We start from the raw sequence: 22584 nt of genomic DNA, 5'->3' as shown, positions 1-22584 counted from the left end.
AGCCAATCTTTACTTTTGCATTTCTCCTCTTTTAGTCTCCATTTCAGCTTTCTTTTGAGGGTCAAGCTGTCCTTGTTGTGCCATGGCAAAAGTTCCAAGTCCTACAATAGCTATACTTAGAATTATTTTTTTCATAATGATTGTTGTATTAATTGTTCATCTATACTTTAGATATCAAAATATTTAACAGGTTAAACGAAAAAAATGTAAATTTTTGTTAAATATTTCATAAAGTATGCTTCGTGAAGATCTGATGGATGATTTCTTCTGTTTCATCGGGGTAATTTATTTCTAACTTTGCACTTTGGTTAACCCAGAAATTTAATTTTTTTTCGAATTCCATTTCGTTCCAAATCACGGGGATTCCCATTTTTTCTAAAGCTAAAGCATTACATTGTTGCTCATATTGATGATTCATGGGTGCTGCTAACAATTTTTTTCCAAGAAATAATGCTTCTGCAGGTCCTTCGAAACCTCCACCTGTCAGTAATCCTTCGCAATTTTTAAGAGAGTCTAGAAATTTTTGGTTGTTAATGGGGAATATTTCAATATTATTTTTGGTGTACGATGCGGAACTGTGCTTGGAAAAAATATGCCACTTTGTGTTGGGGATTTTTTCTACAAAGCTGATGATTTTTTCGTCACTGTAAGCAGGTAAGTAGATCGTGTAATGCCCATGATTTTCTGGTTTCAAATTCCTGATTTCTGTACGAATAACAGGGGTGTGAATGTAATCATCGAATCTATCAAAATGGAATCCTACATATTCTGTTGCAGGAGCGTAGTGGTTCATGATGTATTTTCCCCAATGAAAACCTTTTAGTTGAGGTGTTTTTGGAGAAAGATAAGCTGACTGGTGACTTAGGCCAATGCTTTTTTTCTTATTGAGTTTGCAGCTCCAAGCACAGACTGGCTCAAAGTCATTAAGGATGATATCGTAATCTTTGACTGGAAGGTTCTTTAGGTCTTTTCTGAATTGTCTTAGGTCAAAATTTTTGATGGTTGAGACAAAATCAATTCCTCCTTTTTGTCCAAATACGAATCCAAATCCCTTGTACCGATATTTAATTTCATGTCCTAGTTCGACTTCGGTATGTGTTCCGCTTAGTACAAGGTCAACTTCGCCGTATTTTTTGAGATAAGGAATAATTTCTCTTGCTCTGCTGACGTGCCCATTTCCTGTTCCTTGGATAGCATATAAAATTTTCATTTTTTACAATGTATTTTGATAACAATATTATTCTTTTTTTTCCTAAAACTATCGAAATATTACAACAAAAAAGGGAGCAGATTTTTTCTGCTCCCCACACAAACTATATATATCAGAGATGAGAATATATTATCTAGATCTAGAACCGTTGCTATTGCCTCGTGAACCAGAATTTCCTTTGCTGTCACTACTTCTTTGACTGTTGTTTTGAGAAGATCTTTCAGCAGATGCACTTCTTTGACTTCGATTACCTTCGGTTCTGTAAGAAGCATTTTGACCTCTTGAACCTTGGCTTTGATTTCTCATAGAAGAGTTGTTATTATTTTGAGTACTTGCTCTTGGAGTCTCGTAATTTCGCGGAGATGAATTTCTCATGCCAGAAGATTGATTTCTAGTACTTTCATTAGTCATTCTTACATTAGAATTGGATCTGTTTCCGTTGTTTCCGTTTCTTACTCCATTGTTTTGATTTTGACGATTTCCATTATTGTGATTAATGTCGTTTCTAGATTGGGAGCCTCTTCTTCCATTTTCGTTGCGGAATCCATTATTACTATGAGGATTTCTTGGTTGATTCCAGCCGTATTTGTTACCAACTGATCTGTGATAGTTGTTTCTGTTAACATGATAGATGTTGATATTAACGTTTCTATATCTTGGCATTACAGCATATCTTGGGCGATACCAATCTCTACATCTGTTGTGATAGTAGGTGACAGGAGCGTATCCATTATAGTATCTGTTTTGGAAAACAAGGAAAATTCTTGGTCCTAGAATTTGTTGCAATGCGTAGAATCTATCATAATACCATCTTACAGGATTCATTCTGTAATAAGAATTCCAAACGTTGTAAGAATCAAACTGACGGTTAAGGTCAATTATAAGGCTTACTTGATTGCGACTTAATCCAAATTCTAAGAAGAAGGAATTCCAGTTAACCATAGTAATACTGGTTCGGTAATCGTTGTAAAAATCTTGATAATATGAGTCAGCATAATAATCATTTGGATATTCGTAGTAGTAATCATCATCAAAATAATAGTCATCATTATTTTGGTAGCTACCATAACCATTATTTCCCCAACCATTATTGCTATTATATTGTGCAGAAAACATTGTCGCGATTGACAGTGTAAGTCCTAAAAGTAATTTTTTCATTTCTACAATTTTTATTTCTTGTTTTAACTTTCTATTTTGGAAAGCGCTGGGCAATTTTGGTAATGTCGCTGTTCTGCTTTCTATAGTTAAGATGACGATAAAAAAAAGAAGTTAAACCGTGATGGTAAAACTTCTTTTAAATTTATTTTAAATAATTGGTAATCAGTCTTGTATTTTTCGTCCTGATTCGCTAATCCAGTGTGCTACTTTTTTATTAAAGTCATTTTTTTGATTCAATTCTTCCAAATTAAGGTGCATTCTGTACTTCCAATGATGAGGAAATATTGCTGGAATATTAATTCTTTCTGCTTCTTTATCTTGATTCCTTAATTCGTAATCTGTTGCCAAAAACTCTTGCAATGGGAAGATAGCCAACATTGCATCGTTATACAAATGTTGTTTCATAATGATCTCAGCAAGTTCAGGTAGTAGTTCCGATGGAGCGGTTCCCCATTGTTGAAGCTGTTGATTAAAGTATTTTTGACTTAGATTTCTATCCTCTTCCCACCATTGTCTGAGTGTAGAACTATCGTGTGAAGACGCAGTTACTACATTAAGGTAAGATACTGCTCTTGGATTGTACCAAAGAATATTCTCAGATGGCATTCTCTGAACTTTTAGCGCAGTAATTGCTAATTTGTCCATTACTTGAGGTACGCAATCAGGAACTAGTCCAAGGTCTTCTCCACAGATTAACATGTGAGAGGCGTTAAGGATTTCTGGAAGTTTTTCCATGGCACTTTGATACCACAATCCGTCTTGTCTTTTGAAAAAATAATCAATATATAAATCGTAAACAGCTTTCTTATCACTATCAGAAAGGTATTTATAAGAATCTGTTTTGTCAACGTTGAATCTAGGGTGGTAAACAGTCACACCATCTCTTTCTTCCTCCAAGAACATGACATTGGCACAGAGAGAAATCAATTTATCTTGAGCCCATTCGTGAGGGTGCTTTTCAAAATGATTTTTCAGTTTCCTCTGCGTATTGTACTCTTCTTTGAAGGAGTAAGTACCATCAAAATGATTATTCATGAACTCCAAGTGGATAGCATCTTTTTGGTCACCGAAGTAATTCCAAAGAATTTGGTCATTGATGAAAGGAGTGCAATATCTTGTTCTGTCAAATGGAATATTTCTTGAATGGAATTCTTCAATTGTTACTGGAACAGCAGGGTAGAAGTATCCTAAGATTCCTTGTGTTGCAGAAATTGGCATTCGCCAAATTCTAAAGAAGCCAAGAATATGGTCTATTCTCATCGCATCGAAATACTGCTCCAAAGCCGCAAAACGATTTTTCCACCACTGATAACCATCCTTCTTCATTGCTTCCCAATTGTAGGTAGGGAATTCCCAGTTCTGTCCTAAATCTGTAAATTGGTCAGGCGGTGCCCCAGCTTGAAAGTCCATTCCGAATAGCTCTGGTTCGGTCCAAGCTTCCACGGAATAACGATAAATTCCGATTGGTAAATCACCTTTAACCGAAATGCCTAGATTATGAGAATAGTCAACCGAATCTTTTAGTTGAAGGTGAAGTTGATATTGTACCCAGCAATGAAGCATCGCTTTTCCGTAGTCTTGATGTTTAGCTTGAAACATCGGTGCAACTTTTCCTGCAATATAAGTTTTGTGTGTTTTCCAATCATTGAAGTTTGGAGTTTTATATTTGTCCCTTTGTACGCAGAATGCCGCATATGGAAGTAGCCATGACTCGTTATCTTTGATGAACTTTTTAAAGTTTCTATCTTTTAGAATTTCTGTTTTATTGGCGTCAAAAACAGCAGTTAAGAATTTCCACTTTTCGGATATCATTCGCTCATAATCTACGGAATGAAGTTCGTTAAGCTCTTTTCTTGTTTTTTCGAATTCAGGTAAAAGTTTTTTCGGGATTTCATATTCCAGTGCGTCCAACGAAATGTATTGAGGATGCAAGGCATATACGGAAATGGCAGCGTACGGATAAGAATCTGTCCAAGTGTAGTTGGCAGTAGTATCATTGATTGGTAAAATCTGCATGATACCCAAATTGGCTTTAGCGGTCCAATCTGCCAATAATTTCATATCTCTAAATTCTCCGACCCCAAATCCTTTTTCACTTCTAAGAGAGAAGACGGGGACGGCTACACCCGCTGCGTGATACAATTCGAAAGACTTGAACCTGAAATAATGGTCTGCGACAATGTACAATTGGTTTTTATCTTTGTTCGGGAATGCATAACGATTATCACCATATTCGAGGTCAACGATTTCACCTGTGGTTTTATTCATTAGTCCATATTTGTAATGGATGACATCTTGCTTAATTTCCACAGCGATTTGCCAAACACCTAGTTCGACTTGTTGCATCGGAATCGTTTTCAGATATTCCCAATTTCCTAATTCCGGACCACTTCCAAGAAGCACAACTCTCCATTCTGGATGGTAAATTGGGGCTTCAATTTGGAAAAGGTGGGTATGTTTTTTCAATACCGATACTTTTTCTGGCTTGTAGTCTCTTAATTGGTTTTGTAAGATTTTGTTGTTGAGATAATTTTCTGGATAATTTTTAAGATTCCAATAATCGAAAATTTTATATTCTTTGATAGTATGGGCAAATTTTAATTGGTGAGATACCAGTTCTTTATCCAAAATTTGTCCTTCTAAATTAATAAGTTGATAATAATAGGAAATAGCCTTAGAATAGTAATCTACTTCCGTAACCCATGTTCCGTTTCCGTTGTAGGTCATATCATGAATCATTGGTTCATGGCCTTCTTCTGTAATTACTATTTGTAATTGTTCTCCTACTTTGGTCGAAAAGTTAATGTGAAAAAATAACTTCATTTTTTTATTTTTTTTATAACGTGCAAGTTAGGGATTTTAGCAGAAAAAATATCACTAAAAACTATGAAATTACGCAGGTTTTGTTTCGGGTTAAAGTTTTGATTTTCTGAAATATATCAATTCGTAGTTGAGGTACAATAGAAAGACAAAACCTTTCCCATTGCGGGAAAGGTTTATATTTGAGTAGTATTGTGTTGAATTAATCCTATTTAGAAACGATAATCTTTTCGCTATGAAGAACTTTTCCGTGAGCATCAGTTATATTCACAATGTAAGACCCAGGGATTTGAGTTTTAAAATTAAATCTCTTTTCGCCATTTTGAACCATCATGTTCTCTGATAGCAAAGTGTTTCCAAAGAAATCAGTCAACGTAACTTTTACATTTCCTTTGATCTCTTTATTGTTGATTCTAACATTGAAATAACTTTGTTTAACTTCCGTAGGGTAAATGGTAATTCCTGAGAATGTATTGACTTCAGCAACCGCCGCAACGTCGTTTAAGAAATACTTACTTGCCAAGTCATAGACATTAAGTTTTTCTTTGAAGTTAGAAGCTTTTGCTTCAAGTGATTCCATGTCAATCTGATAAAGAATGTCACCTTTTGCGCTTCCTACTAATACGTTTCCAGATGCGTCCACCGCAACACCATTAGTAGAGAATCCTTCTGGTAGACCAGAAATTCTTCCAATAGACTCCGACGTCATTCTTTCGATATTTACTTTGAAAATATTACCAGAAGCAGCGAAGACCCATAAGTTTCCTTCCGCATCAGCAATCATGTCACCACCGTAACCAGAGTTAACTACAGAAAGAGAAATTTCATTATTAGCAGTGATATCCTTAATGGCTCCAAGGTTTTGTGCCTCGTAGCTTCCATTAATTTCTGAAATTTTCACCAACTGCGAGCCAGAATTGGTCATGGCATAGATTGCTCCATCTTTTCCTGCGGTCATTCTTGTGAATTGAGAGGCTAGGCTACAAGTGGTTGGTTTCAAAATTTCGTTTTCAATCAAAGTGATCTGTTGAGACTTGATATCCAAAACATAGATGTTAGAGCTATATAAAGGAGAGTAGTACAAATGACTTCCAGAAATATCCGTAGCTAAAGTTGCAATCTGAGTTGCTTGAGCTTGATGAAACGTGTCCTTTGGCTCAGTAACTTTTGAATTAAGCGTCTGAGAAAAAACATTAGAAGGCGAATCAGCAGAAAAAACCGCTTTTCCTGAAATTCCTGCTTTTGTATCAAGGCTTCTGAAGTCTTGAAAGATGATTTGTTGTACATCTGGTCCAGTTAAGGCATAAAAGTCTTGTTGTGCGAAAGCGCTCCCACTAACGAATATACCTAAAATAGGGAATGTAAATTTTTTCATATCAATAAGATTTTGTTGGTTTGGTATTAATTATTGGACTAAATTAATTAATTTTTTACGAATAATCAAAGGAAAAACACTCAATTATTAATTAATTGATTTTTAAATAGATGAAACGGTTGCCAAAGCCTATCTCATTTGATTAAAATTTGTGATGATGTATCAAAAAAAATCCCTTTCAACTGTGAAGATGAAAGGGAAAATTTAATTTATTTAAAAAACTAATTTAGGGTGTAAGTAGTGCCTTCTCGGCCATCTTTTAATTCAATGCCTTGTTCTAAAAGTTTGTCCCTGATCTGGTCAGAAAGTTCGAAGTTTTTAGACTTTCTTGCCTGATTTCTAAGATCAATGAGCACTTGCAAAGCTTGGTCTAATTTAGCATTATTGTTTTCCTGGATAGATTCTAATCCAAGGACGTCAAAAATGTAGCTATGAAGGCTTTCTTTCAGCAAAGCGAGGTCTTCTTGAGTGATATTCTCCTTTTCATCTTTTAATTTAAATATAAAAGTAACTGCTTCAAAAAGGTGCGAAATCAATATCGGTGAATTGAAATCATCTAACAACGCATCATCACATCTTTGTTTCCAATCTTTCACATTGAAATCAGAAGAACTCGAAACTCGAAGCTCGGAACCCGAAACAATTTTAACCGCTTCCATCAATCTTTGATATCCTTTTTCGCTGGCGATCATCGCTTCGTTGGAAATGTCCAAAACGCTTCTGTAATGCGCTTGCATAAAATTGAATCGCACTACGGAAGGATGAAATGGTTTTTTGAAAAAATCATTTTGTCCTGTAATGAGTTGATTAGGCAGAATATAGTTTCCTGTTGACTTGCTCATTCGTTGTCCGTTCATGGTTAGCATATTGGCATGCATCCAATAATGAACGGGCTCGTGTCCATAACCTGCTTTTCCTTGGGCAACTTCACATTCGTGGTGTGGGAATTTCAAGTCTAAACCTCCTCCATGAATGTCAAATTGTTCACCTAAATATTTAGTTGACATTACCGTACATTCAAGGTGCCATCCTGGAAACCCCTCTCCCCATGGGGAATTCCATCGCATGATATGTTCTGGGGAAGCTTTTTTCCAGAGAGCAAAATCTTGTGGATTTTTCTTTTCGTTTTGACCGTCGAGATCTCTGGTGTTCGCGAAAAGTTCTTCGATATTACGTCGAGAAAGCTCGCCGTAATTAAGTCCTCTTTTATTGTATTCTAAAACATCAAAATAGACAGAACCGTTACTTTCGTAGGCAAAGCCATCTTTGATGAGTTTTTGAGTCAATTCAATTTGCTCAAGAATGTGTCCGGTCGCAGTAGGTTCAATAGTTGGAGGCAAAAGGTTGAATTCGCTTAGAACTTTGTGAAAATCAACGGTGTACTTTTGAACGATTTCCATGGGTTCTAACTTTTCCAAACGGGATTGTTTTACAAATCGGTCATTGTTAACATCGCCATCGTCGGTCAAGTGTCCTGCATCCGTGATGTTACGAACATAACGAACTTTGTAGCCCAGATACATTAACGTTCGATATACGAAATCAAACGACATGAAGGTTCTTACGTTTCCCAAATGTACATTGCTGTAGACAGTAGGTCCGCAGACATACATCCCCACATTGCCTTCAATGATAGGTTGGAAGTTTTCTTTTTCTCCCGAAAGAGAGTTATATATTTTGAGTTGCATAATTTTCAGATTGAGGTTTAGATGAAGATTGAGTTTGAATTTGTCGTTTTGAAGGTGTTTTGTTATCACCCTTTTTGATCAATAATGACAAGTGAAAACAATCTCAACAATCAATGGTTGTGATAAAAATTTTGGACGAAAGTTTTTTAAATTTTATCATGTTTTAAAGGTAAAATAATATCCAAACTAAACAATTAGATTAGGACTGAATATTAATTATTTTAAACAAATTTAGACAATTCTCAATCAATCTAATTTGGCATGGCTTCCTACGTAATGTAGAAACTCTTGTCTGGTAATAGGATTGGTTCTGAAGATTCCGCTCAATTCAGCAGTGATGGTCGAACTCGCCGTGTCTTTGATTCCTCGACAATTAACGCAAAGATGTTTTGCATCAATAATACAAGCGACATCTTTTGTGCCTAAAGCTTCTTTGATTGCATCAACGATTTGCATAGTCAGTCTTTCCTGGACTTGAGGACGTTTTGCATAATAATCAACAATTCTATTGATTTTGGACAAACCAATTACTTCGCCATTAGAGATGTAGGCAACGTGCGCCTTACCAATAATTGGAAGGAAGTGATGTTCGCAAAAAGAATATACAGTAATGTCCTTTTCGACCAACATTTGTCTATACTTATACTTGTTAGAAAAAGTAGAGATTCCGGGTTTGTTTTCTGGTAAAAGACCACCGAAAATTTCGTTCACATACATTTTGGCCACACGTCTTGGCGAATCCTTGAGGGAATCATCCGTCATGTCCATTCCCAATGTATACATAATCTCCCCGAATAGTTTTTCTATCTTTTCTATTTTCTCGGTAGGGCTTAATACAAAGGCGTCTTCTCGAATTGGAGTGTGTTCTTTTCCTGTGAAAACATCGTCGTCGTTATCAAAAAAATTGTTCATAATCCTATTAACAGAAAGCAAAAATAATGATTTTTAATTTGAATTTTAAATTATTAAGGGGTTTTCCTATCTTTGAAAATAAATGGAAAAAATGAATTGGAAGAAAGTTGTATTGATGTTTAGTATTTACTCAGCAATTGTGTTTTTGTTTTCTTATGCTATAGAGCCAGAAATATCATTAGAAAGGAAAGTTATCAAGGCTATTATTCAAGGAGTTATTTTTACAATAATAATGACCTCCATCAATTATTTTTCCGAAAAGAAAAAAACAGATTCACAATAATTACAATGTTAAAAACTATACCAGTTAGCTCTGTCCAGTCTAAGGCAGAGTTTCTCGAGTTTCCTGCTCGACTATATAAAGGGGATCCCAATTACATTCGCCCACTTGATAAAGATATCGAAGAGGTTTTTGACCCTCAAAAAAATAAGAATTTTCGCAATGGAGAGTGTGAGCGATTTTTGTTTCAAAATTCTGAAGGGCAGACCGTTGGAAAAGTAGCGGTTTTTATTAGTAAAGCTTACAAACAAGAACAGCCGACGGGTGGAATAGGCTTTTTCGACTGTATCAATGACCAGGAAACAGCAAATTTTATTTTTGATTTCTGCAAAGATTGGCTTCTCCAAAGGGGGATGCAAGCGATGGATGGGAGTATTAATTTTGGAGAACGTGATAAATTTTGGGGCATTTTAGTAGATGGATTTACAGAACCTTTATACTGCATGAACTACAATGCGGCCTATTATAAAACGCTTTTTGAAACCTATGGTTTCAAAAATTATTTTGACCAATTGTGTTATACGCGCCCGGTTCATGGAGAGGTATCTCGTGTTTTCACTGTAATGCACTCCAAACACTCTAAAAATCCCGCGATATCAGCACGTCCGATGAAGAAGAATCAGTTAGAGAAATTCGCTAAAGATTTTACAGAAGTGTACAATAAAGCATGGGCAAGTCATGGAGGAGGGAAGCAGTTGGAGGAAAGAAAAGTTTTGAAAATGTTCCAAAGTATGAAACCTGTTCTCAATGAACACATTTCGTGGTTTGTGTACGAGAATGAAAAGCCAATTGCCATGTGGATGAATATTCCTGACCTTAATCAGTGGTTTAAGTTTTTGAATGGAAAATTTGGATTGTTTCAGAAGCTTAAATTTTTATGGTTAAAACGGTTTAAGAAAAATACTAAAATGGTGGGAATCGTTTTTGGCGTTGTTCCAGAGTGGCAAAGGACGGGGATTGATGGTTATATGATTTGGGAAGGAACACTTCACTTGCGCAAGCACACAGATTTTGAAATCACTGAACTACAATGGATAGGGGATTTTAATCCCAAGATGATGAAAATCGCAGAAAATCTTGATACCATTGTCACAAGAAAATTGGCAACTTACCGTTATCTATTTGATAGAGAAAAAGAATTTGAAAGACATCCAAGAGTTTGATTTAGATTTTATTAACTTTACAGTGATTAAAAAAACAGAATATGAAAAAGTACTTTTTTGTTCCTTTATTTTTTTGCTCTCTCTTACATTTTTCCCAAGATGTGAGTTTTTTAAGCAATGTATCAGGGTCTAGAGTTATAGAAAATAATTGGTATAGATCAGTCTTTAATCAAAACAAAGAAGATATCCAAGGGAGCGCTTATTTAAATGATGTGTTCAAACCGACTAAAATTGGGAATTATCAGGATGTAGTACTAACTAAGTACAATGCGTATAATGATACTGTTGAATTTCAAATCGATGGTAAGACGATGGTATTGCCTAAAAATGAATTATATACTGAGCTTACTTATCTTGAAAATTCTCAGAAGTTAGTTTTGATTAATGACGGTTATTTCTTTCTTATTGCAGAAGGTGATAATTGTAGCTCGTATCGAAAGGAAAAGGTTGTATTTCAAGATATGAAGCCAGCAAAGAGTGGGTATGACGAAACTAAGCCTGCAAGGTTTTATAACCCGGGACCAAAGTACTTCGTAATGGTTAACGATAGTCTTGTTGAAGTGCCTTCTAATAATAAGAAATTTGCGGAATTGTTTCCAGCGAAGAAAGATGATTTATTATCTTTTATGAAAAAGAATAACTTGAAAGTGACGGAAGAGAAAGATCTTAAACAGATTACATTATTTCTCAATAAGTAAAGAATATGAAAACAAAACAAAAGACCTGCGATTCTGTTGCAGGTCTTTTGTTTTTTAGGGAAAGTAAAAGCTAAAAAATATTATAGTTTTAAAGCTGTTTCTAAAGCTAACTCAATCATGTTTTTCAGAGATTTTTCTCTTTGTTCAGAGGTCATCTGCGCACCTGTTGGGATTACATCAGATACGGTTAAGATGGCGGCTGCGTTTTTGTTAAGAAATTTTGCATTTGCGAACAAAGCAAAAGCTTCCATTTCAACAGCAAGACAATTATATTTGGTTGCAATTTCTGGTATTTCGGGGTTCTTTCTGTAAAAAATATCACTGGTATGGATGTATGTTTCTTTGACAGGAAGCGAAAGTTCAGTAGCGGTTTGATTAATAGTATCAAAGGTCTCACCCTGATGTGCAATAAGTTCTTCATCGATTTCCCATGCAAATTTAGCATAGGTTGATTCGCTTGCAGCACTGCTCACATTAAGCAAATCAAAAACATTGAGTTCTGTTGTATATGCTCCACATGTTCCTATTCTGATGATAGTTTCGACTTCATATTCAGTATATAATTCATAAGAATAGATTCCAATACTTGCAGCTCCCATTCCGCTGGCTCCAACACTGACTTCTTTTCCTTTATAAGTACCTGTGTAGTAATATATATTTCGAGTTTGACTTACCAATTTTGGGTTTTCAAGAAAGTTTTCTGCTATATATTTTGCTCGAAGTGGATCTCCTGGTTGTAATACTGTTTTTGCAATTTCTCCTTTTTTTGCACTGATGTGGATGCTCATAAAAATAGTTTGTACAAATTTACCAACTTTCCTTACCACTTACAACCTAATTGGAACTTAGTTAGTCGAGAAATATTTATCTTTGTCCCCGATAAAACAATGATAAAACAAAGACGTCATATCGCAACAATGCTATGGAACAGCCCATCAATAGAAGGGTTATTCTGCTATGATGTGTTGGAAAATGGGAGGCAAAATGCGTGTTTTTATCAAAAAATATTAGATTAAAAAGAAAGATTTTTTTGGAAAAATATCAAAAACGCCTCAAGAAATTGGGGCGTTTTTCTGTTTTTAAGACCGAAAATTATTTAGAATGAAAAAAAATTAGCAAAAAATTGAAAAAAATTGACATTAAAATGAGACTTTCTTAAGCTGACATAGGATGATATACAAACCAATGAGAGACAGACATTTAGGTTAAAACAGCAATCCACTTCAAAAGTGGACAGGAAATCGCTATCCTCAAATCAATCATAAAATATTGATTATCAATTATTTAAACTAAAAAATAATTTGCATAATTCAAAATTTCACTATTTCTTTGCAACCGAAAATTGAAAGGAAGAGCACTTCCGATTTAATAAAAATAACAAACAATTAATTTTTTAAATAAAAACAATATGCAAAATCTAATTCATTTATCAATAAAAGACTGTAAGCCGAGTCTGATTGTAGAAGGAAGATTTTTTTATGAAAGCGTTGCTTTCAAGAGGATGCTGTGCAAAAACTGCAGTTGAAAAACTGTACGATGACCTTGCGACAGCACCTCCCAAAAAGAGGTGCTTTTTTTATGTTCAAAATCAAGATTTCGTAGCTCAACTGGAAGAGCATTGGTCTGTTAAACCAAGGGTTAAAGCTTCAAATCCTTTCGAAATCGCAAAACTGGTTTCGTAGCTCAATTGGAAAGAGCGCAGGTTTTCTAAACCCGAGGTTGAAGGTTCGAACCCTTCCGAAATCACAAATTATGGTTCATTGTGGTAAAGGTAACCTTTCCGACTGTCTCTCGGAAGCTACGAGTTCGATTCTCGTATGAACCGCCAAATGGTTTCTTTAGTTTATTGGCAAAACGTCGGTTTGTGGCACCGAAGAACAGGGTTCGATTCCCGAAGAAACCCCAATGATTTTGTAGCTCAATGGGTTAGAGCACTTGCCTTTTAAGCAAGAAGTTGAAAGTTCGAGTCTTTCCAGAATCACAAAAATACAAATGATGAGAGTTGATTATTTCAGCGCAGATGTTCAAAAAAATAAAATTTAGAAATAATCAACTTTTTTAAAGAGGAAGTGCGCCAAAGCTGGAGAGTTGGGCTTGTCTGTAAAACAAGTGCTTTAGAGCTGAGTTGGTTCGAATCCAACCACTTCCACCATTGATTCGGAGTGTAACGGAGAAGCACACAAGACTTTGACTCTTGTAGTTTCGGTTCGAATCCGAAAAGAGGTACTAATATTTGAAAGTTAATGGTTTTTGTCATTCTGACGAAGGAGGATTCTTTTGAATTCAATATGGATTCTTCAATTACACGTCGTTTTGCTCAGAATGACAGAACGAATAACAAAACGTTAAAAATAATTCAGTAGTGTAATGGTAACACGTTGGATTCCAAACCCAATATTATCCGTTCGAGTCGGGTCTGAATTGCATAATAATGTAAACAAAAAATATGTAGAACAATTTAAAATTAAAAAGAAATGGAAACACAAACTGAAACTTGGCACAATCTGACCGGAAAAATCTTCCATCAGAACATCGAAACATTGCTGGAGCAAGCCATCATTCGTGAGCAAGCCAATGGACATCGTCTAAAAGTTTGTGTTGGTTCTGATTCCCATGTTTATGGAAAAATGATCCATTATGCTACCGCAATTGTTGTGATTAGAGAAGGAAAAGGAGCATTCACGTTCATTAGAAAAGAAAGAGAAATTCAACACATCGGAATCAAAGAGCGTATGTTGAATGAAGTTGCAAAATCCGTGGAAATTGCGTATAGAATCTGTGATATTTTGGAAAATTATGGTGTAGAAATGGAAGTTCACGCAGACATCAATACCGACCCAGAATTCAAATCCAATACCGCTCTCAAAGATGCAATGGGGTATATTTTGGGAATGGGTTACATCTTCAAGGCAAAACCTTTTGCATTTGCGAGTACCAATTGTGCGGATTTAGCAGTGTAATTTGAGTTAAATAGTAATTAATCAATACCCTTGTCAAGATATTTAATCTTGACAAGATTTCAAAAAAAAGAGATGAAAACAATACTAATCATCAATGGAGAACATTACTGGAAAGATTATTTTGCTGGATATCACGTTGTTCAGAAAAAAATTCAGAATTCAGAATTTATTGTAAAAAACGCCAAACTTTATATTGTTGATGCAGAAGGTGTTTGTGAGCCTGATGTCATTTTTTGGAGATTAGGAGCGATTAATCCAGATGCAAAACACAGAAATATTTTGGAAATAATTGCGTTTTCGGGAGTTCCTTGTGTTAACTCAGCTTCTACATTGATTAAAGGATATGATCGAATATCAATGCTTAATCAGCTGAAGAAATTAGGATTGCCGGTTGTTGATTTTGATGTTGCGACCCATACTTCCCAACTCAAAAATTTAAAAACTGAATTTCCTTTTGTAGTTAAAGTAGGAAATCATCATGGTGGATACGGCAAAAGTTTGGTTCACAATGATGAGCAATGGGAAGAGTTGAAAGATTTGCTTTTCATTCACAACGATTATGTGACTGTTGAGAAATTCATCAAGTATCAAAATGACATTCGATATCTCGCAATCAATGATAAAGTTTGGGCAATGAAAAGAAAAGGCAAATATTGGAAAGCCAATTCCTTAACTCAAGAATATCAATTGATAACACCGGAAAAAGAATGGATTGACCATGTTCAGCTTTTACAAAAAAGCATCCAAGCTGATAGTGTAGCGATTGATGTTTTGGAAGATAAAAATGGAAAAAAATTGATTTTAGAGTACAATGACATTCCAGGATTATCTGGATTTCCAGAAGATGCAAAATTAGAATTGGCAAAAACTGTAAAAAGTAAAATTTAAACCTTAAAAAAATAAAATTATGAGACAAGATATTTTAAAAAGATTCCTTACGAATACGGATGAAACAGGCAGATTTATAGTGAAATCAGCAGTAACAGGAATCACCTATTTTGTAGAACCTTTGTATGAAGGCAAGACGCCAACTTGGGGAGATGTTAATCCTGCAACCAAAAAAATTGAAGGAAATTACGGAAGTAAGAATACAGGTGCCGTGTTGAATAGGGATTCCCTTTTGAAGGAAGAAAATGGGTTTGTCAATATCGATTATCACAAGGGAAGTCCTCTTGGCGAAATTGATTACCGCGACAAACAGCATGAGTTAAAAATGAAACAAAATCAATAAAAACCCAACCTTGTCAAGGTCAAGAATCTTGACAAGGTTTAATTAAAAAAATTAAATTAATTTTTACTACGCAAATAGATTGCGCAATAAGGTTTTTACTTTGTAGAAGAAAATTAAATTAAACATAAAGTCTTGAAAAATAGATTTTATAAAAGATATCAGACAAGTCTTGTTGAGTGTTTCTGTACAACACCATTGCAGGAAGTCTTGCTAAGTGAAGCATAAGATGTTTCTGTTCAACTTGATTTGAAGGTTTGGAAATTACCAAAAAATTCCGCCAACACTATGTGTCGCAGGTTCGAATCCTGCTTATCCATGCATTTGGATAATAGCTCAGTCTGGGTAGAGTAATAGTATTTTTTGGATGTGCGGGTTCGAGTCCCGTTCTCAATTCGGTTGAGATAGTTCAATTGGTAGAACGCTACATTTGGGTTGTAGTTCCTTGCAAATAGACTCAAAATCTATCTTGCCCAAGTTTTGATATTTCTTACAAAAAAATATCGCTATCGGGAAAAGTAAAATCTTGCTGGTTTGAAGAAAACATTTCAAAAAAACCTGTAAGAATTTGGACGAAATTCCAAGAAAGTGGTTGGACGAAACAGTGATTTTCTGACGGAAAGGCCTGCTAAAGACGGTTTTCGCGTGAGGGATAGTAGCGATTACCCCACAACAAGCTTTGGAAAAAGCCTTGGTGTGAGGAGTAAAAGTGGATAGCCCGACCTTTTGTTTTAGCAAGGGCAGTTTTAGCCAAGGCAAAACAAAAGGACACGCCCAAAATTGGATAATGCAGATGATGAATTTCAGGGAAAACTGTACTTCAAAAGACCATGGATGGATTGAGAACTATTTCTTCCGTCTTTTTTGAAAGGTAAGAGGTTACTTTTCCTTTTTATTAAAATTTTAAAACTTAAAAATATGATGAAATATGTTAAAATTAGAGCGTACCAAGCTGGTTTGGTTTTCAAGGACAGAAACTTGATTGAGATTTTGAATGAAGGTAAATACTGGATTTTCGGGTCTAAAAAAGTTAAGGTTTACGAAATGAAAGACCAATTGAACATGAAAGCGGATGAACTAAATCTCTTGTTGAAAAATCAAGAATTAGCGTCTATGTTGGAAGTGATTGAGGTGAAAGATGGTGAGTTGGTACTGATGTACGAAAACGGAATTTTCAATGAAGTATTGACTGTTGGTCAGTTCGCATTCTGGAAAGGCGTTGTGAACAGAGAATTCCAAAAAGTGGATTTGAAAAAAGCGGAAATTACTGAAAATGTTTCTAAAACAATTTTGGAAAATGCTAAGTTGAAAAATTTTGTTAGAAAAATTACAATTGCCAATCAACATGAAGCCTTGCTTTTTGTGGATGGAAAGTTGAGCAAACTTTTGGAATCGGGAACCTACTACTTCTGGAACAACCAAATTTCTGTGGAAAGCAAATTGGCGGATACAAGGGTTCAACAAATGGAAATTGCTGGCCAAGAATTGTTGACTAAAGATAAAACTAACCTTAGAATTAACTTTTTTGTGAGATACAAAATTGTGGATATTGTAAAAGCCTTGACCGAGAATAAAGAGGTTGAAAAACAGCTTTATATCTTGATGCAGTTGGCTTTGAGAGAGATGGTTGGAGCATTAACTTTGGACGAATTATTGTCTAAAAAAGACAATATTGGTAAAGAGATTTTACAAAATACCTTGAACAAGGAAGCTGAGTTGGGTCTAAAACTTTCTGATGCCGGAATTAGAGATGTTATCTTGACTGGTGAAATGAAAGAAATTATGAACCAAGTTTTGATTGCTGAAAAGAAAGCACAAGCGAACAGCATTATGAGACGAGAAGAAACGGCTTCTACCAGAAGTATGCTAAACACAGCTAAACTAATGGAAGAGAATGAGGTTCTTTGGAAGTTGAAAGAAATGGAGTACATGGAAAAAATTGCCGACAAAATTGGCGACATTACCCTTTCTGGAAATTCTAATGTGGTAAGTCAGCTGAAAGAGATTTTCAGTAAATAAAAAATTCCCGACATACTAATGTGTGTCGGGAATTACAATATATGGAGTTTTGAATGAGTCCTATAGTTTCGTAGGATTACTATCATCAATATTGAAGTGCTTAATTACACTGTTGTAATCACTGTAATCAAGATTTGCATTCTTGTTTCCAAAACTTGCAGGTACAATCACCAATCTGAAATTTTGCCCTGTAATATAAGCTGGAGTTAATGAAAGGTCATACGTACCGCCAGCATAAATTTGAAAATCAACTGTGGTGAAATCAAAATCGTAATCTAACTCATCACCGTTGGAGAAGTAGATAGTTCTTGGAATTTGCTGCCAAACAGGAGAACTGATAGAACCAACGTTTCTATAAATCAAAACCACATCACTAGGGTATAAGGTTACAGGCATTGGTTTATTTACATAATAACCATCAGTAGAATTATAAGAAAAATTTACATTGTTGTAATCATATACTACAGAATAGGTGTCATAGTCTACATAGTCATCATTATCCTCAACGCAGCTCATCATCATGAAACCAAACATCGCAAGGATCAAAAGGGAAAAGTACTTTTTCATAATTTTATAATTTTATTAAGTTTAATTTTCAAAGGTAATTGTTCTATTTCAATTTTGTCAAAAGGCGTACCAAAAAAAATGATTCTAAAGTTGTATTTTTGTTGGCATCTGAAAATTAGATAATAAAAAATGTCAAAAGTAAAATCGAAAATCATATTTTTTTTCTTATTTGTTGTAAGTCAAACATTATCAGCGCAGTTTAAGCCAAAAAATCTTTCCTCAGAGGATGAAAAAAAGGCAAAACAATGGGTCGAAAAAACATATAATTCACTTTCTCAAAGTGAAAAGTTGGGTCAGTTATTCATTGTTGCGCTTTACACCAATAAGGGAGAGGACTATATTAGCAACGTTCGAAACTTGGTTGTTAACGAACATTTAGGTGGATTAATCTTGATGCAAGATGATGCAGCAATGGAAATTAATTTGGTCAATGAGTTTCAAACGAAGTCCAAAGTCCCGATGATGATTGGGATGGATGCGGAATGGGGACTTTTCCAAAGGATTCCTACCGCTCATAAAATGCCCTGGGCAATCACTTTGGGAGCGATTCAGAATAAGGAGTTGATTACCGAGATGTCTGCAAAGATTGCGGAAGACTGCAAGAGAATGGGGATTAACTGGGATTTTGCACCTGTTGTGGACGTTAACACCAATCCTTCAAATCCAATTATTGGGAACCGAAGTTTTGGCTCGGACGTTCCTAATGTTATAAGTTCTGGTTTGGCGTATGCTAATGGACTTCAGCAAAATAATATTTTGGCGGCAATCAAGCATTTCCCTGGACATGGAGATACTGATACAGATTCGCATCTTGATTTGCCACAGGTTTCGCACAAGTTAGATCGATTAAATTCGGTGGAGTTGGCACCATTCAAAGCGTTAATGGATAAGGGAATTGGAGGAGTAATGGTAGCACATCTATATGTTCCCTCTTTAGAATCTCAAAAAGTCCCGGCTTCACTTTCAAAAAGCATTATTACAGGCTTGTTGAAAGAAAAATACGGTTACAAAGGTTTGATTATTACAGATGCGCTCAACATGGGAGCGGTTGCCCAAAGATATAAGCCAGGAGAAGTTGATGCGCTTGCCTTCAAAGCTGGAAATGATATTATGCTTTTTTCTGATGGCGTTGCAGCAGGAAAGAAATTGATTCAACAAGCGATTGATAAGGGTGAAATTTCTCAAAATAGAGTAGAAGAGAGTGTGAAGAAAATTCTTTTGACCAAATATTATCTTGGTTTGGATCAATATCAACCTCGAAATCCTCAAAACATTAATAAAGATCTCAATACTCAGAAGCATGTTGAATTGGTTCAGAAATTATATTCTAATGCACTGACTTTGTTGAAGGACGAGAAAAAGTTAGTTCCTTTAGATTGCAAGGAAACCTATTATTATATTCCTTTGGAAGAAGCACCTTACGAAACTTTTCTTAACCAGTTGAATCTTAATACTACAGTTCTGGTAAAAAAAGCTTCAGAAATATCGTCAATTCCTGCCAATTCTAAGGTGATTGTTGGTTTTCATAAAGATAATTCGACGGCGTATAAACCTTATAAGATTTCGGATGCAAGTAAGAAACTACTTAGCGAATTGTCAAAAAAACATCAAGTAATTTTAAATGTGTTTGGAAGCCCGTATGCATTGAAGGATGTGGATGTTGCGGGAGTTTCTACCGTATTGATTTCTTATGAAAATAATGACGATAGCATGACGGCTACAGCAAAAGCATTGAATGGAAAAACCAGTATTTCTGGGAGACTTCCTGTTTTGGTCAATGATAAGTTGAAGTATGGAGACGGTATCGACCTTAATTCGATGTCAAGAACGCATTTTAAAACTAATAAAAAATAGAAGTCAACTTCTTTTTGAAAAAAACACTAAAGCATATTAACGAATTCTTTAGTTTAAAAAATTAAATTACCAATGAAAATCGGAATACTTTGTTATCCAACCTATGGAGGAAGCGGAATTGTAGCTACAGAACTGGGAATGTCACTCGCTAATAAAGGTTATGAAATCCACTTTATTTCCTCCGAACTTCCTGCAAGATTGGACATGACTAATCCTAACATTTTCTTTCATAAAGTCAATGTCCAAACCTATCCATTGTTCAAACATCAACCATTTGATATAGCCTTATCGTCAACCATTTATCAAGTTGTCAAGTTATATAAGTTAGATATCCTTCATGCGCATTATGCGATTCCTTATGCTTATGCTGCTTTTTTTGCAAAGCAAATGTTGAAAGAGGAGAATAGTAATATTCCTTTGGTAACAACGCTTCACGGGACGGACATCACATTAGTTGGACAGCATCCAAGTTACAAACATGCAGTTGAATTTTCAATTAACCACTCCGATACGATAACCTCGGTTTCTGAAAGTTTGAAGAGAGATACGATGAAGTTTTTCCAAATCACCAAAAATATCGAAGTCATCACCAATTTCATTGATAATCGAGAATTTGAAAACTTAACCTCGTGCGCGCGCAGGCAATTTGCACAAGATGATGAAAAAATTTTGATTCACGTTTCTAACCTTCGACCAGTTAAGAGAATTCAGGATGTTTTGGCGATTTTCAAGAAAGTTGAAAAGTCAGTTAAATCTAAATTGATTATTATCGGAGAGGGACCAGATTTGGAGATTGTCAATACTTTTATGGCGGAAAACCCAGATTTGATTGAGCGAATTCGATTGCTAGGAAAGGTTGATAATCTTTACGAAGTTTTACAATTTGCTGACGTTTTTCTTTTGCCTTCTGAGCAAGAAAGTTTTGGTTTAGCGGCTTTAGAAGCGATGGCTGCGGAGACGCCAGTAATCAGTTCTAATGCGGGAGGAATTGCTGAGGTTAATGTCCAAGGAAAGACCGGCTATTTAGCCGAAGTGGGTAATGTAGAAGCGATGGCAAGTTATACTATCAAGTTATTGTCGGATGAAAAATTGTTGGCAGAATTCAAAATCAATGCGAAGGAGAGAGCAATGGAATTTGACCTTGAAAAGATTATTCCGCTTTATGAAAGGATGTACGAAAAGACGATAGAACAATTTTCAAATAAAAGTTAGGATACTTATACAAGTAATTTTTATTTTTCAGTAAAGTTGGGCGCCAAATATAGATAGACTAAATTTTCAGGTGAGGTTTTGGGTATCAAAATGTTTTGATTGTCAGAATATTTTATGCTAAATTTATAACATCAATTTTCAACTATCATTCATTATTTATCTCTTGGTGTGACCGAAAAACTTTTGCAATATCTCTGGAATTACAAAATCTTTAAGACCTTTGATTTTAAAGATACGGAAGGAGTTGCAATTGAGGTTTTGGATTTTGGAAAATGGAATCACGATTCGGGTCCTGATTTTCTTTTAGGAAAGGTAAAAATCAATGGAGTCACTTTGGTTGGTCATATAGAATTGCATCAGAAATCTTCTGATTGGATATTTCATCAGCATTCGCACGATTCTGCTTACGAAAATGTTATTTTGCACGTCGTTTTTCTTCATGATGTCGAAATCGAGGATTTGAAAGCCAGAAATACTCCAACGTTAGAATTGAAGTCTTATATCGCTGAAGAAACGCTTCAGAAGTATCAGATGCTTTCTGCTCAAAACGAATTTATTCCATGTGAAAAGTTGTTGAGTCAGGAGTCCATTCCTTTTGGTTTTAGTGAAGAGACATTGCTTAAAAAGCTGGATGAAAAATCTTTGCTTTTTGAAGAAGGTTTGAAGCTGAACAAAAATGATTGGGAAGCAGTTCTGTTCCATCATTTAGCCTATGCTTTCGGGTTGAAAATTAATGCAGATATCTTTAAACAGATAGCCGAGAGTGTTGATTTTGGAATTGTTCAGAAAGTTTCGCAAAATAGAACTCAATTGGAAGCTCTTTTGTATGGCAAAGCTGGTTGGTTAGGGGATTTGCAAGATGAACAAGTTTTAATTTGGAAGCGAGAGTTTGATTTTCTTAGAAGCAAATTTAATTTATCCGAAATCACCTTTTCGCCGAAATTTTTAAGGTTAAGACCGCCTAATTTTCCGACCATTCGGTTGTCGCAATTAGCTCATCTTTATCACCGTGAGAAGAATCTATTTTCAAAATTGATTTCGGCGCAGAGTTTAAATGAAATTAAAACTGTTTTTGAGGGAATTAGCGCCAGCGAATATTGGGATAACCATTTTAATTTCGGAAAAATTTCTGAGCAAAATTATAGTAAATTAGTATCAACGGATTTTATAGATAGGCTGTTGATTAATGCAGTTTTACCGATTAAGTATGCGTATCACAAAAATCAAGAAGAGGAAATTTTGGATGTGATTCTGGATTTTTATAAAGAGATGGATGCGGAAGAGAATTCTGTAATCTCTCAGTGGATTTCTTTTGATGTTAAGATTGAAAGTGCTTTGGAAAGTCAGGCTTTTCTTTATCAATATAAAAATTTCTGTTTGGTCAAAAATTGCTTAAATTGCAGCATTGGTTTTGGACTTTTAAAAGGGACTAAAATTTAA

General features: G+C 35.2%; 19 protein-coding genes and 7 tRNA genes. 17 read left to right on the top strand and 9 right to left on the bottom strand.

Annotated features, from left to right (window positions below; translation table 11 throughout):
* Positions 1-9: 9 nt before the first annotated feature.
* From AC4AGG_RS07940 to folE, 7 genes are all read right to left on the bottom strand, one after another.
* On the bottom strand, positions 10-135 hold the full coding sequence (locus AC4AGG_RS07940; protein WP_489771455.1) for a hypothetical protein: 126 nt from the start codon (positions 133-135) through the stop codon (positions 10-12).
* Positions 136-226: 91 nt separating this feature from the next.
* Entirely contained in the window at positions 227-1210 is a 984-nt protein-coding gene (locus AC4AGG_RS07935; protein ID WP_489771454.1) for a glycosyltransferase family protein, read from the bottom strand.
* A gap of 129 nt (positions 1211-1339) precedes the next feature.
* Complete coding sequence (locus AC4AGG_RS07930; protein WP_489771453.1) at positions 1340-2368, bottom strand: hypothetical protein; 1029 nt, start codon at positions 2366-2368, stop codon at positions 1340-1342.
* A 162-nt stretch (positions 2369-2530) separates the two neighbouring features.
* Positions 2531-5191, bottom strand: coding sequence for a 4-alpha-glucanotransferase (locus AC4AGG_RS07925; RefSeq protein ID WP_489771452.1), 2661 nt, complete (start codon positions 5189-5191; stop codon positions 2531-2533).
* 205 nt (positions 5192-5396) lie between these two features.
* Positions 5397-6563 carry a T9SS type A sorting domain-containing protein gene (locus AC4AGG_RS07920; protein WP_489771451.1) on the bottom strand — a complete coding sequence of 389 codons (1167 nt, stop codon included), beginning with the start codon at positions 6561-6563 and terminating at the stop codon, positions 5397-5399.
* Positions 6564-6784: 221 nt separating this feature from the next.
* Entirely contained in the window at positions 6785-8251 is a 1467-nt protein-coding gene (gene cysS, locus AC4AGG_RS07915) for a cysteine--tRNA ligase (protein WP_489771450.1), read from the bottom strand.
* A 246-nt stretch (positions 8252-8497) separates the two neighbouring features.
* Entirely contained in the window at positions 8498-9163 is a 666-nt protein-coding gene (gene folE / locus AC4AGG_RS07910) for a GTP cyclohydrolase I FolE (RefSeq protein ID WP_489771449.1), read from the bottom strand.
* A 91-nt stretch (positions 9164-9254) separates the two neighbouring features.
* On the opposite strand from folE, the gene AC4AGG_RS07905 reads away from it, so the two are divergent.
* Genes AC4AGG_RS07905 through AC4AGG_RS07895 form a run of 3 tightly spaced genes read left to right on the top strand, consistent with a single transcriptional unit; the run spans position 9255 to position 11304 of the window.
* A complete protein-coding gene (locus tag AC4AGG_RS07905) occupies positions 9255-9446 on the top strand; it encodes a hypothetical protein (protein ID WP_489771448.1) in 192 nt (63 codons plus the stop codon).
* A gap of 5 nt (positions 9447-9451) precedes the next feature.
* Positions 9452-10606, top strand: coding sequence for a hypothetical protein (locus AC4AGG_RS07900; protein ID WP_489771447.1), 1155 nt, complete (start codon positions 9452-9454; stop codon positions 10604-10606).
* Between the two features lie 41 nt (positions 10607-10647).
* The gene (locus AC4AGG_RS07895; RefSeq protein ID WP_489771446.1) at positions 10648-11304 is read left to right on the top strand and encodes a hypothetical protein; all 657 of its coding nucleotides are present in this window, start codon (positions 10648-10650) and stop codon (positions 11302-11304) included.
* Between the two features lie 80 nt (positions 11305-11384).
* Here the strand turns inward: AC4AGG_RS07895 and deoD are convergent, their stop codons facing one another.
* Entirely contained in the window at positions 11385-12092 is a 708-nt protein-coding gene (deoD, locus tag AC4AGG_RS07890) for a purine-nucleoside phosphorylase (protein WP_489771445.1), read from the bottom strand.
* 804 nt (positions 12093-12896) lie between these two features.
* On the opposite strand from deoD, the gene AC4AGG_RS07885 reads away from it, so the two are divergent.
* From AC4AGG_RS07885 to AC4AGG_RS07835, 11 genes are all read left to right on the top strand, one after another.
* Positions 12897-12969 (top strand) — tRNA-Asn (locus tag AC4AGG_RS07885).
* A gap of 7 nt (positions 12970-12976) precedes the next feature.
* A tRNA-Arg gene (locus AC4AGG_RS07880) sits at positions 12977-13050 on the top strand.
* 8 nt (positions 13051-13058) lie between these two features.
* A tRNA-Asp gene (locus tag AC4AGG_RS07875) sits at positions 13059-13132 on the top strand.
* Positions 13133-13136: 4 nt separating this feature from the next.
* Positions 13137-13209, top strand: a tRNA-His gene (locus AC4AGG_RS07870).
* 2 nt (positions 13210-13211) lie between these two features.
* A tRNA-Lys gene (locus AC4AGG_RS07865) sits at positions 13212-13285 on the top strand.
* A gap of 84 nt (positions 13286-13369) precedes the next feature.
* Positions 13370-13456 (top strand) — tRNA-Tyr (locus tag AC4AGG_RS07860).
* 201 nt (positions 13457-13657) lie between these two features.
* Positions 13658-13728 (top strand) — tRNA-Trp (locus AC4AGG_RS07855).
* Positions 13729-13778: 50 nt separating this feature from the next.
* On the top strand, positions 13779-14264 hold the full coding sequence (locus AC4AGG_RS07850; protein WP_489771444.1) for a ribonuclease H-like YkuK family protein: 486 nt from the start codon (positions 13779-13781) through the stop codon (positions 14262-14264).
* Positions 14265-14336: 72 nt separating this feature from the next.
* Positions 14337-15152, top strand: a complete 816-nt coding sequence (locus AC4AGG_RS07845) for an ATP-grasp domain-containing protein (protein WP_489771443.1) — start codon at positions 14337-14339, stop codon at positions 15150-15152.
* 19 nt (positions 15153-15171) lie between these two features.
* Positions 15172-15495 (top strand): hypothetical protein, encoded by a 324-nt coding sequence (locus tag AC4AGG_RS07840; protein WP_489771442.1) that lies wholly within the window; start codon positions 15172-15174, stop codon positions 15493-15495.
* A 915-nt stretch (positions 15496-16410) separates the two neighbouring features.
* A complete protein-coding gene (locus AC4AGG_RS07835) occupies positions 16411-17511 on the top strand; it encodes a slipin family protein (protein WP_489771441.1) in 1101 nt (366 codons plus the stop codon).
* A 60-nt stretch (positions 17512-17571) separates the two neighbouring features.
* On the opposite strand, the gene AC4AGG_RS07830 is transcribed toward AC4AGG_RS07835, so the two are convergent.
* On the bottom strand, positions 17572-18078 hold the full coding sequence (locus AC4AGG_RS07830) for a hypothetical protein (RefSeq protein WP_489771440.1): 507 nt from the start codon (positions 18076-18078) through the stop codon (positions 17572-17574).
* Between the two features lie 129 nt (positions 18079-18207).
* Between AC4AGG_RS07830 and AC4AGG_RS07825 the strand changes: the two genes are divergently transcribed.
* From AC4AGG_RS07825 to AC4AGG_RS07815, 3 genes are all read left to right on the top strand, one after another.
* Positions 18208-19932 (top strand): glycoside hydrolase family 3 protein, encoded by a 1725-nt coding sequence (locus tag AC4AGG_RS07825; protein WP_489771439.1) that lies wholly within the window; start codon positions 18208-18210, stop codon positions 19930-19932.
* A 72-nt stretch (positions 19933-20004) separates the two neighbouring features.
* Positions 20005-21144 (top strand): N-acetyl-alpha-D-glucosaminyl L-malate synthase BshA, encoded by a 1140-nt coding sequence (gene bshA, locus AC4AGG_RS07820; protein WP_489771438.1) that lies wholly within the window; start codon positions 20005-20007, stop codon positions 21142-21144.
* Positions 21145-21327: 183 nt separating this feature from the next.
* On the top strand, positions 21328-22584 hold the full coding sequence (locus tag AC4AGG_RS07815) for a DUF2851 family protein (RefSeq protein WP_489771437.1): 1257 nt from the start codon (positions 21328-21330) through the stop codon (positions 22582-22584).

The sequence above is a fragment of the Chryseobacterium sp. CG10_8 genome (assembly GCF_058117085.1).
The sequence above is the reverse complement of the archived record's forward strand: the minus strand, read 5'-3'. Positions and strand labels throughout refer to the sequence as shown.

Excerpts from the sequence above, each read along its gene's own strand:
- AC4AGG_RS07835 (WP_489771441.1), top strand. The coding sequence starts at position 16,411 with ATGATGAAATATGTTAAAATTAGAGCGTACCAAGCTGGTTTGGTTTTC.
- AC4AGG_RS07840 (WP_489771442.1), top strand. The coding sequence starts at position 15,172 with ATGAGACAAGATATTTTAAAAAGATTCCTTACGAATACGGATGAAACA.
- AC4AGG_RS07825 (WP_489771439.1), top strand. The coding sequence starts at position 18,208 with ATGTCAAAAGTAAAATCGAAAATCATATTTTTTTTCTTATTTGTTGTA.
- AC4AGG_RS07895 (WP_489771446.1), top strand. The coding sequence starts at position 10,648 with ATGAAAAAGTACTTTTTTGTTCCTTTATTTTTTTGCTCTCTCTTACAT.
- bshA (WP_489771438.1), top strand. The coding sequence starts at position 20,005 with ATGAAAATCGGAATACTTTGTTATCCAACCTATGGAGGAAGCGGAATT.
- deoD (WP_489771445.1), bottom strand. The coding sequence starts at position 12,092 with ATGAGCATCCACATCAGTGCAAAAAAAGGAGAAATTGCAAAAACAGTA.
- AC4AGG_RS07850 (WP_489771444.1), top strand. The coding sequence starts at position 13,779 with ATGGAAACACAAACTGAAACTTGGCACAATCTGACCGGAAAAATCTTC.
- AC4AGG_RS07830 (WP_489771440.1), bottom strand. The coding sequence starts at position 18,078 with ATGAAAAAGTACTTTTCCCTTTTGATCCTTGCGATGTTTGGTTTCATG.
- AC4AGG_RS07930 (WP_489771453.1), bottom strand. The coding sequence starts at position 2,368 with ATGAAAAAATTACTTTTAGGACTTACACTGTCAATCGCGACAATGTTT.
- AC4AGG_RS07935 (WP_489771454.1), bottom strand. The coding sequence starts at position 1,210 with ATGAAAATTTTATATGCTATCCAAGGAACAGGAAATGGGCACGTCAGC.
- AC4AGG_RS07920 (WP_489771451.1), bottom strand. The coding sequence starts at position 6,563 with ATGAAAAAATTTACATTCCCTATTTTAGGTATATTCGTTAGTGGGAGC.
- AC4AGG_RS07845 (WP_489771443.1), top strand. The coding sequence starts at position 14,337 with ATGAAAACAATACTAATCATCAATGGAGAACATTACTGGAAAGATTAT.
- cysS (WP_489771450.1), bottom strand. The coding sequence starts at position 8,251 with ATGCAACTCAAAATATATAACTCTCTTTCGGGAGAAAAAGAAAACTTC.
- AC4AGG_RS07900 (WP_489771447.1), top strand. The coding sequence starts at position 9,452 with ATGTTAAAAACTATACCAGTTAGCTCTGTCCAGTCTAAGGCAGAGTTT.
- AC4AGG_RS07905 (WP_489771448.1), top strand. The coding sequence starts at position 9,255 with ATGAATTGGAAGAAAGTTGTATTGATGTTTAGTATTTACTCAGCAATT.
- AC4AGG_RS07925 (WP_489771452.1), bottom strand. The coding sequence starts at position 5,191 with ATGAAGTTATTTTTTCACATTAACTTTTCGACCAAAGTAGGAGAACAA.
- folE (WP_489771449.1), bottom strand. The coding sequence starts at position 9,163 with ATGAACAATTTTTTTGATAACGACGACGATGTTTTCACAGGAAAAGAA.
- AC4AGG_RS07940 (WP_489771455.1), bottom strand. The coding sequence starts at position 135 with ATGAAAAAAATAATTCTAAGTATAGCTATTGTAGGACTTGGAACTTTT.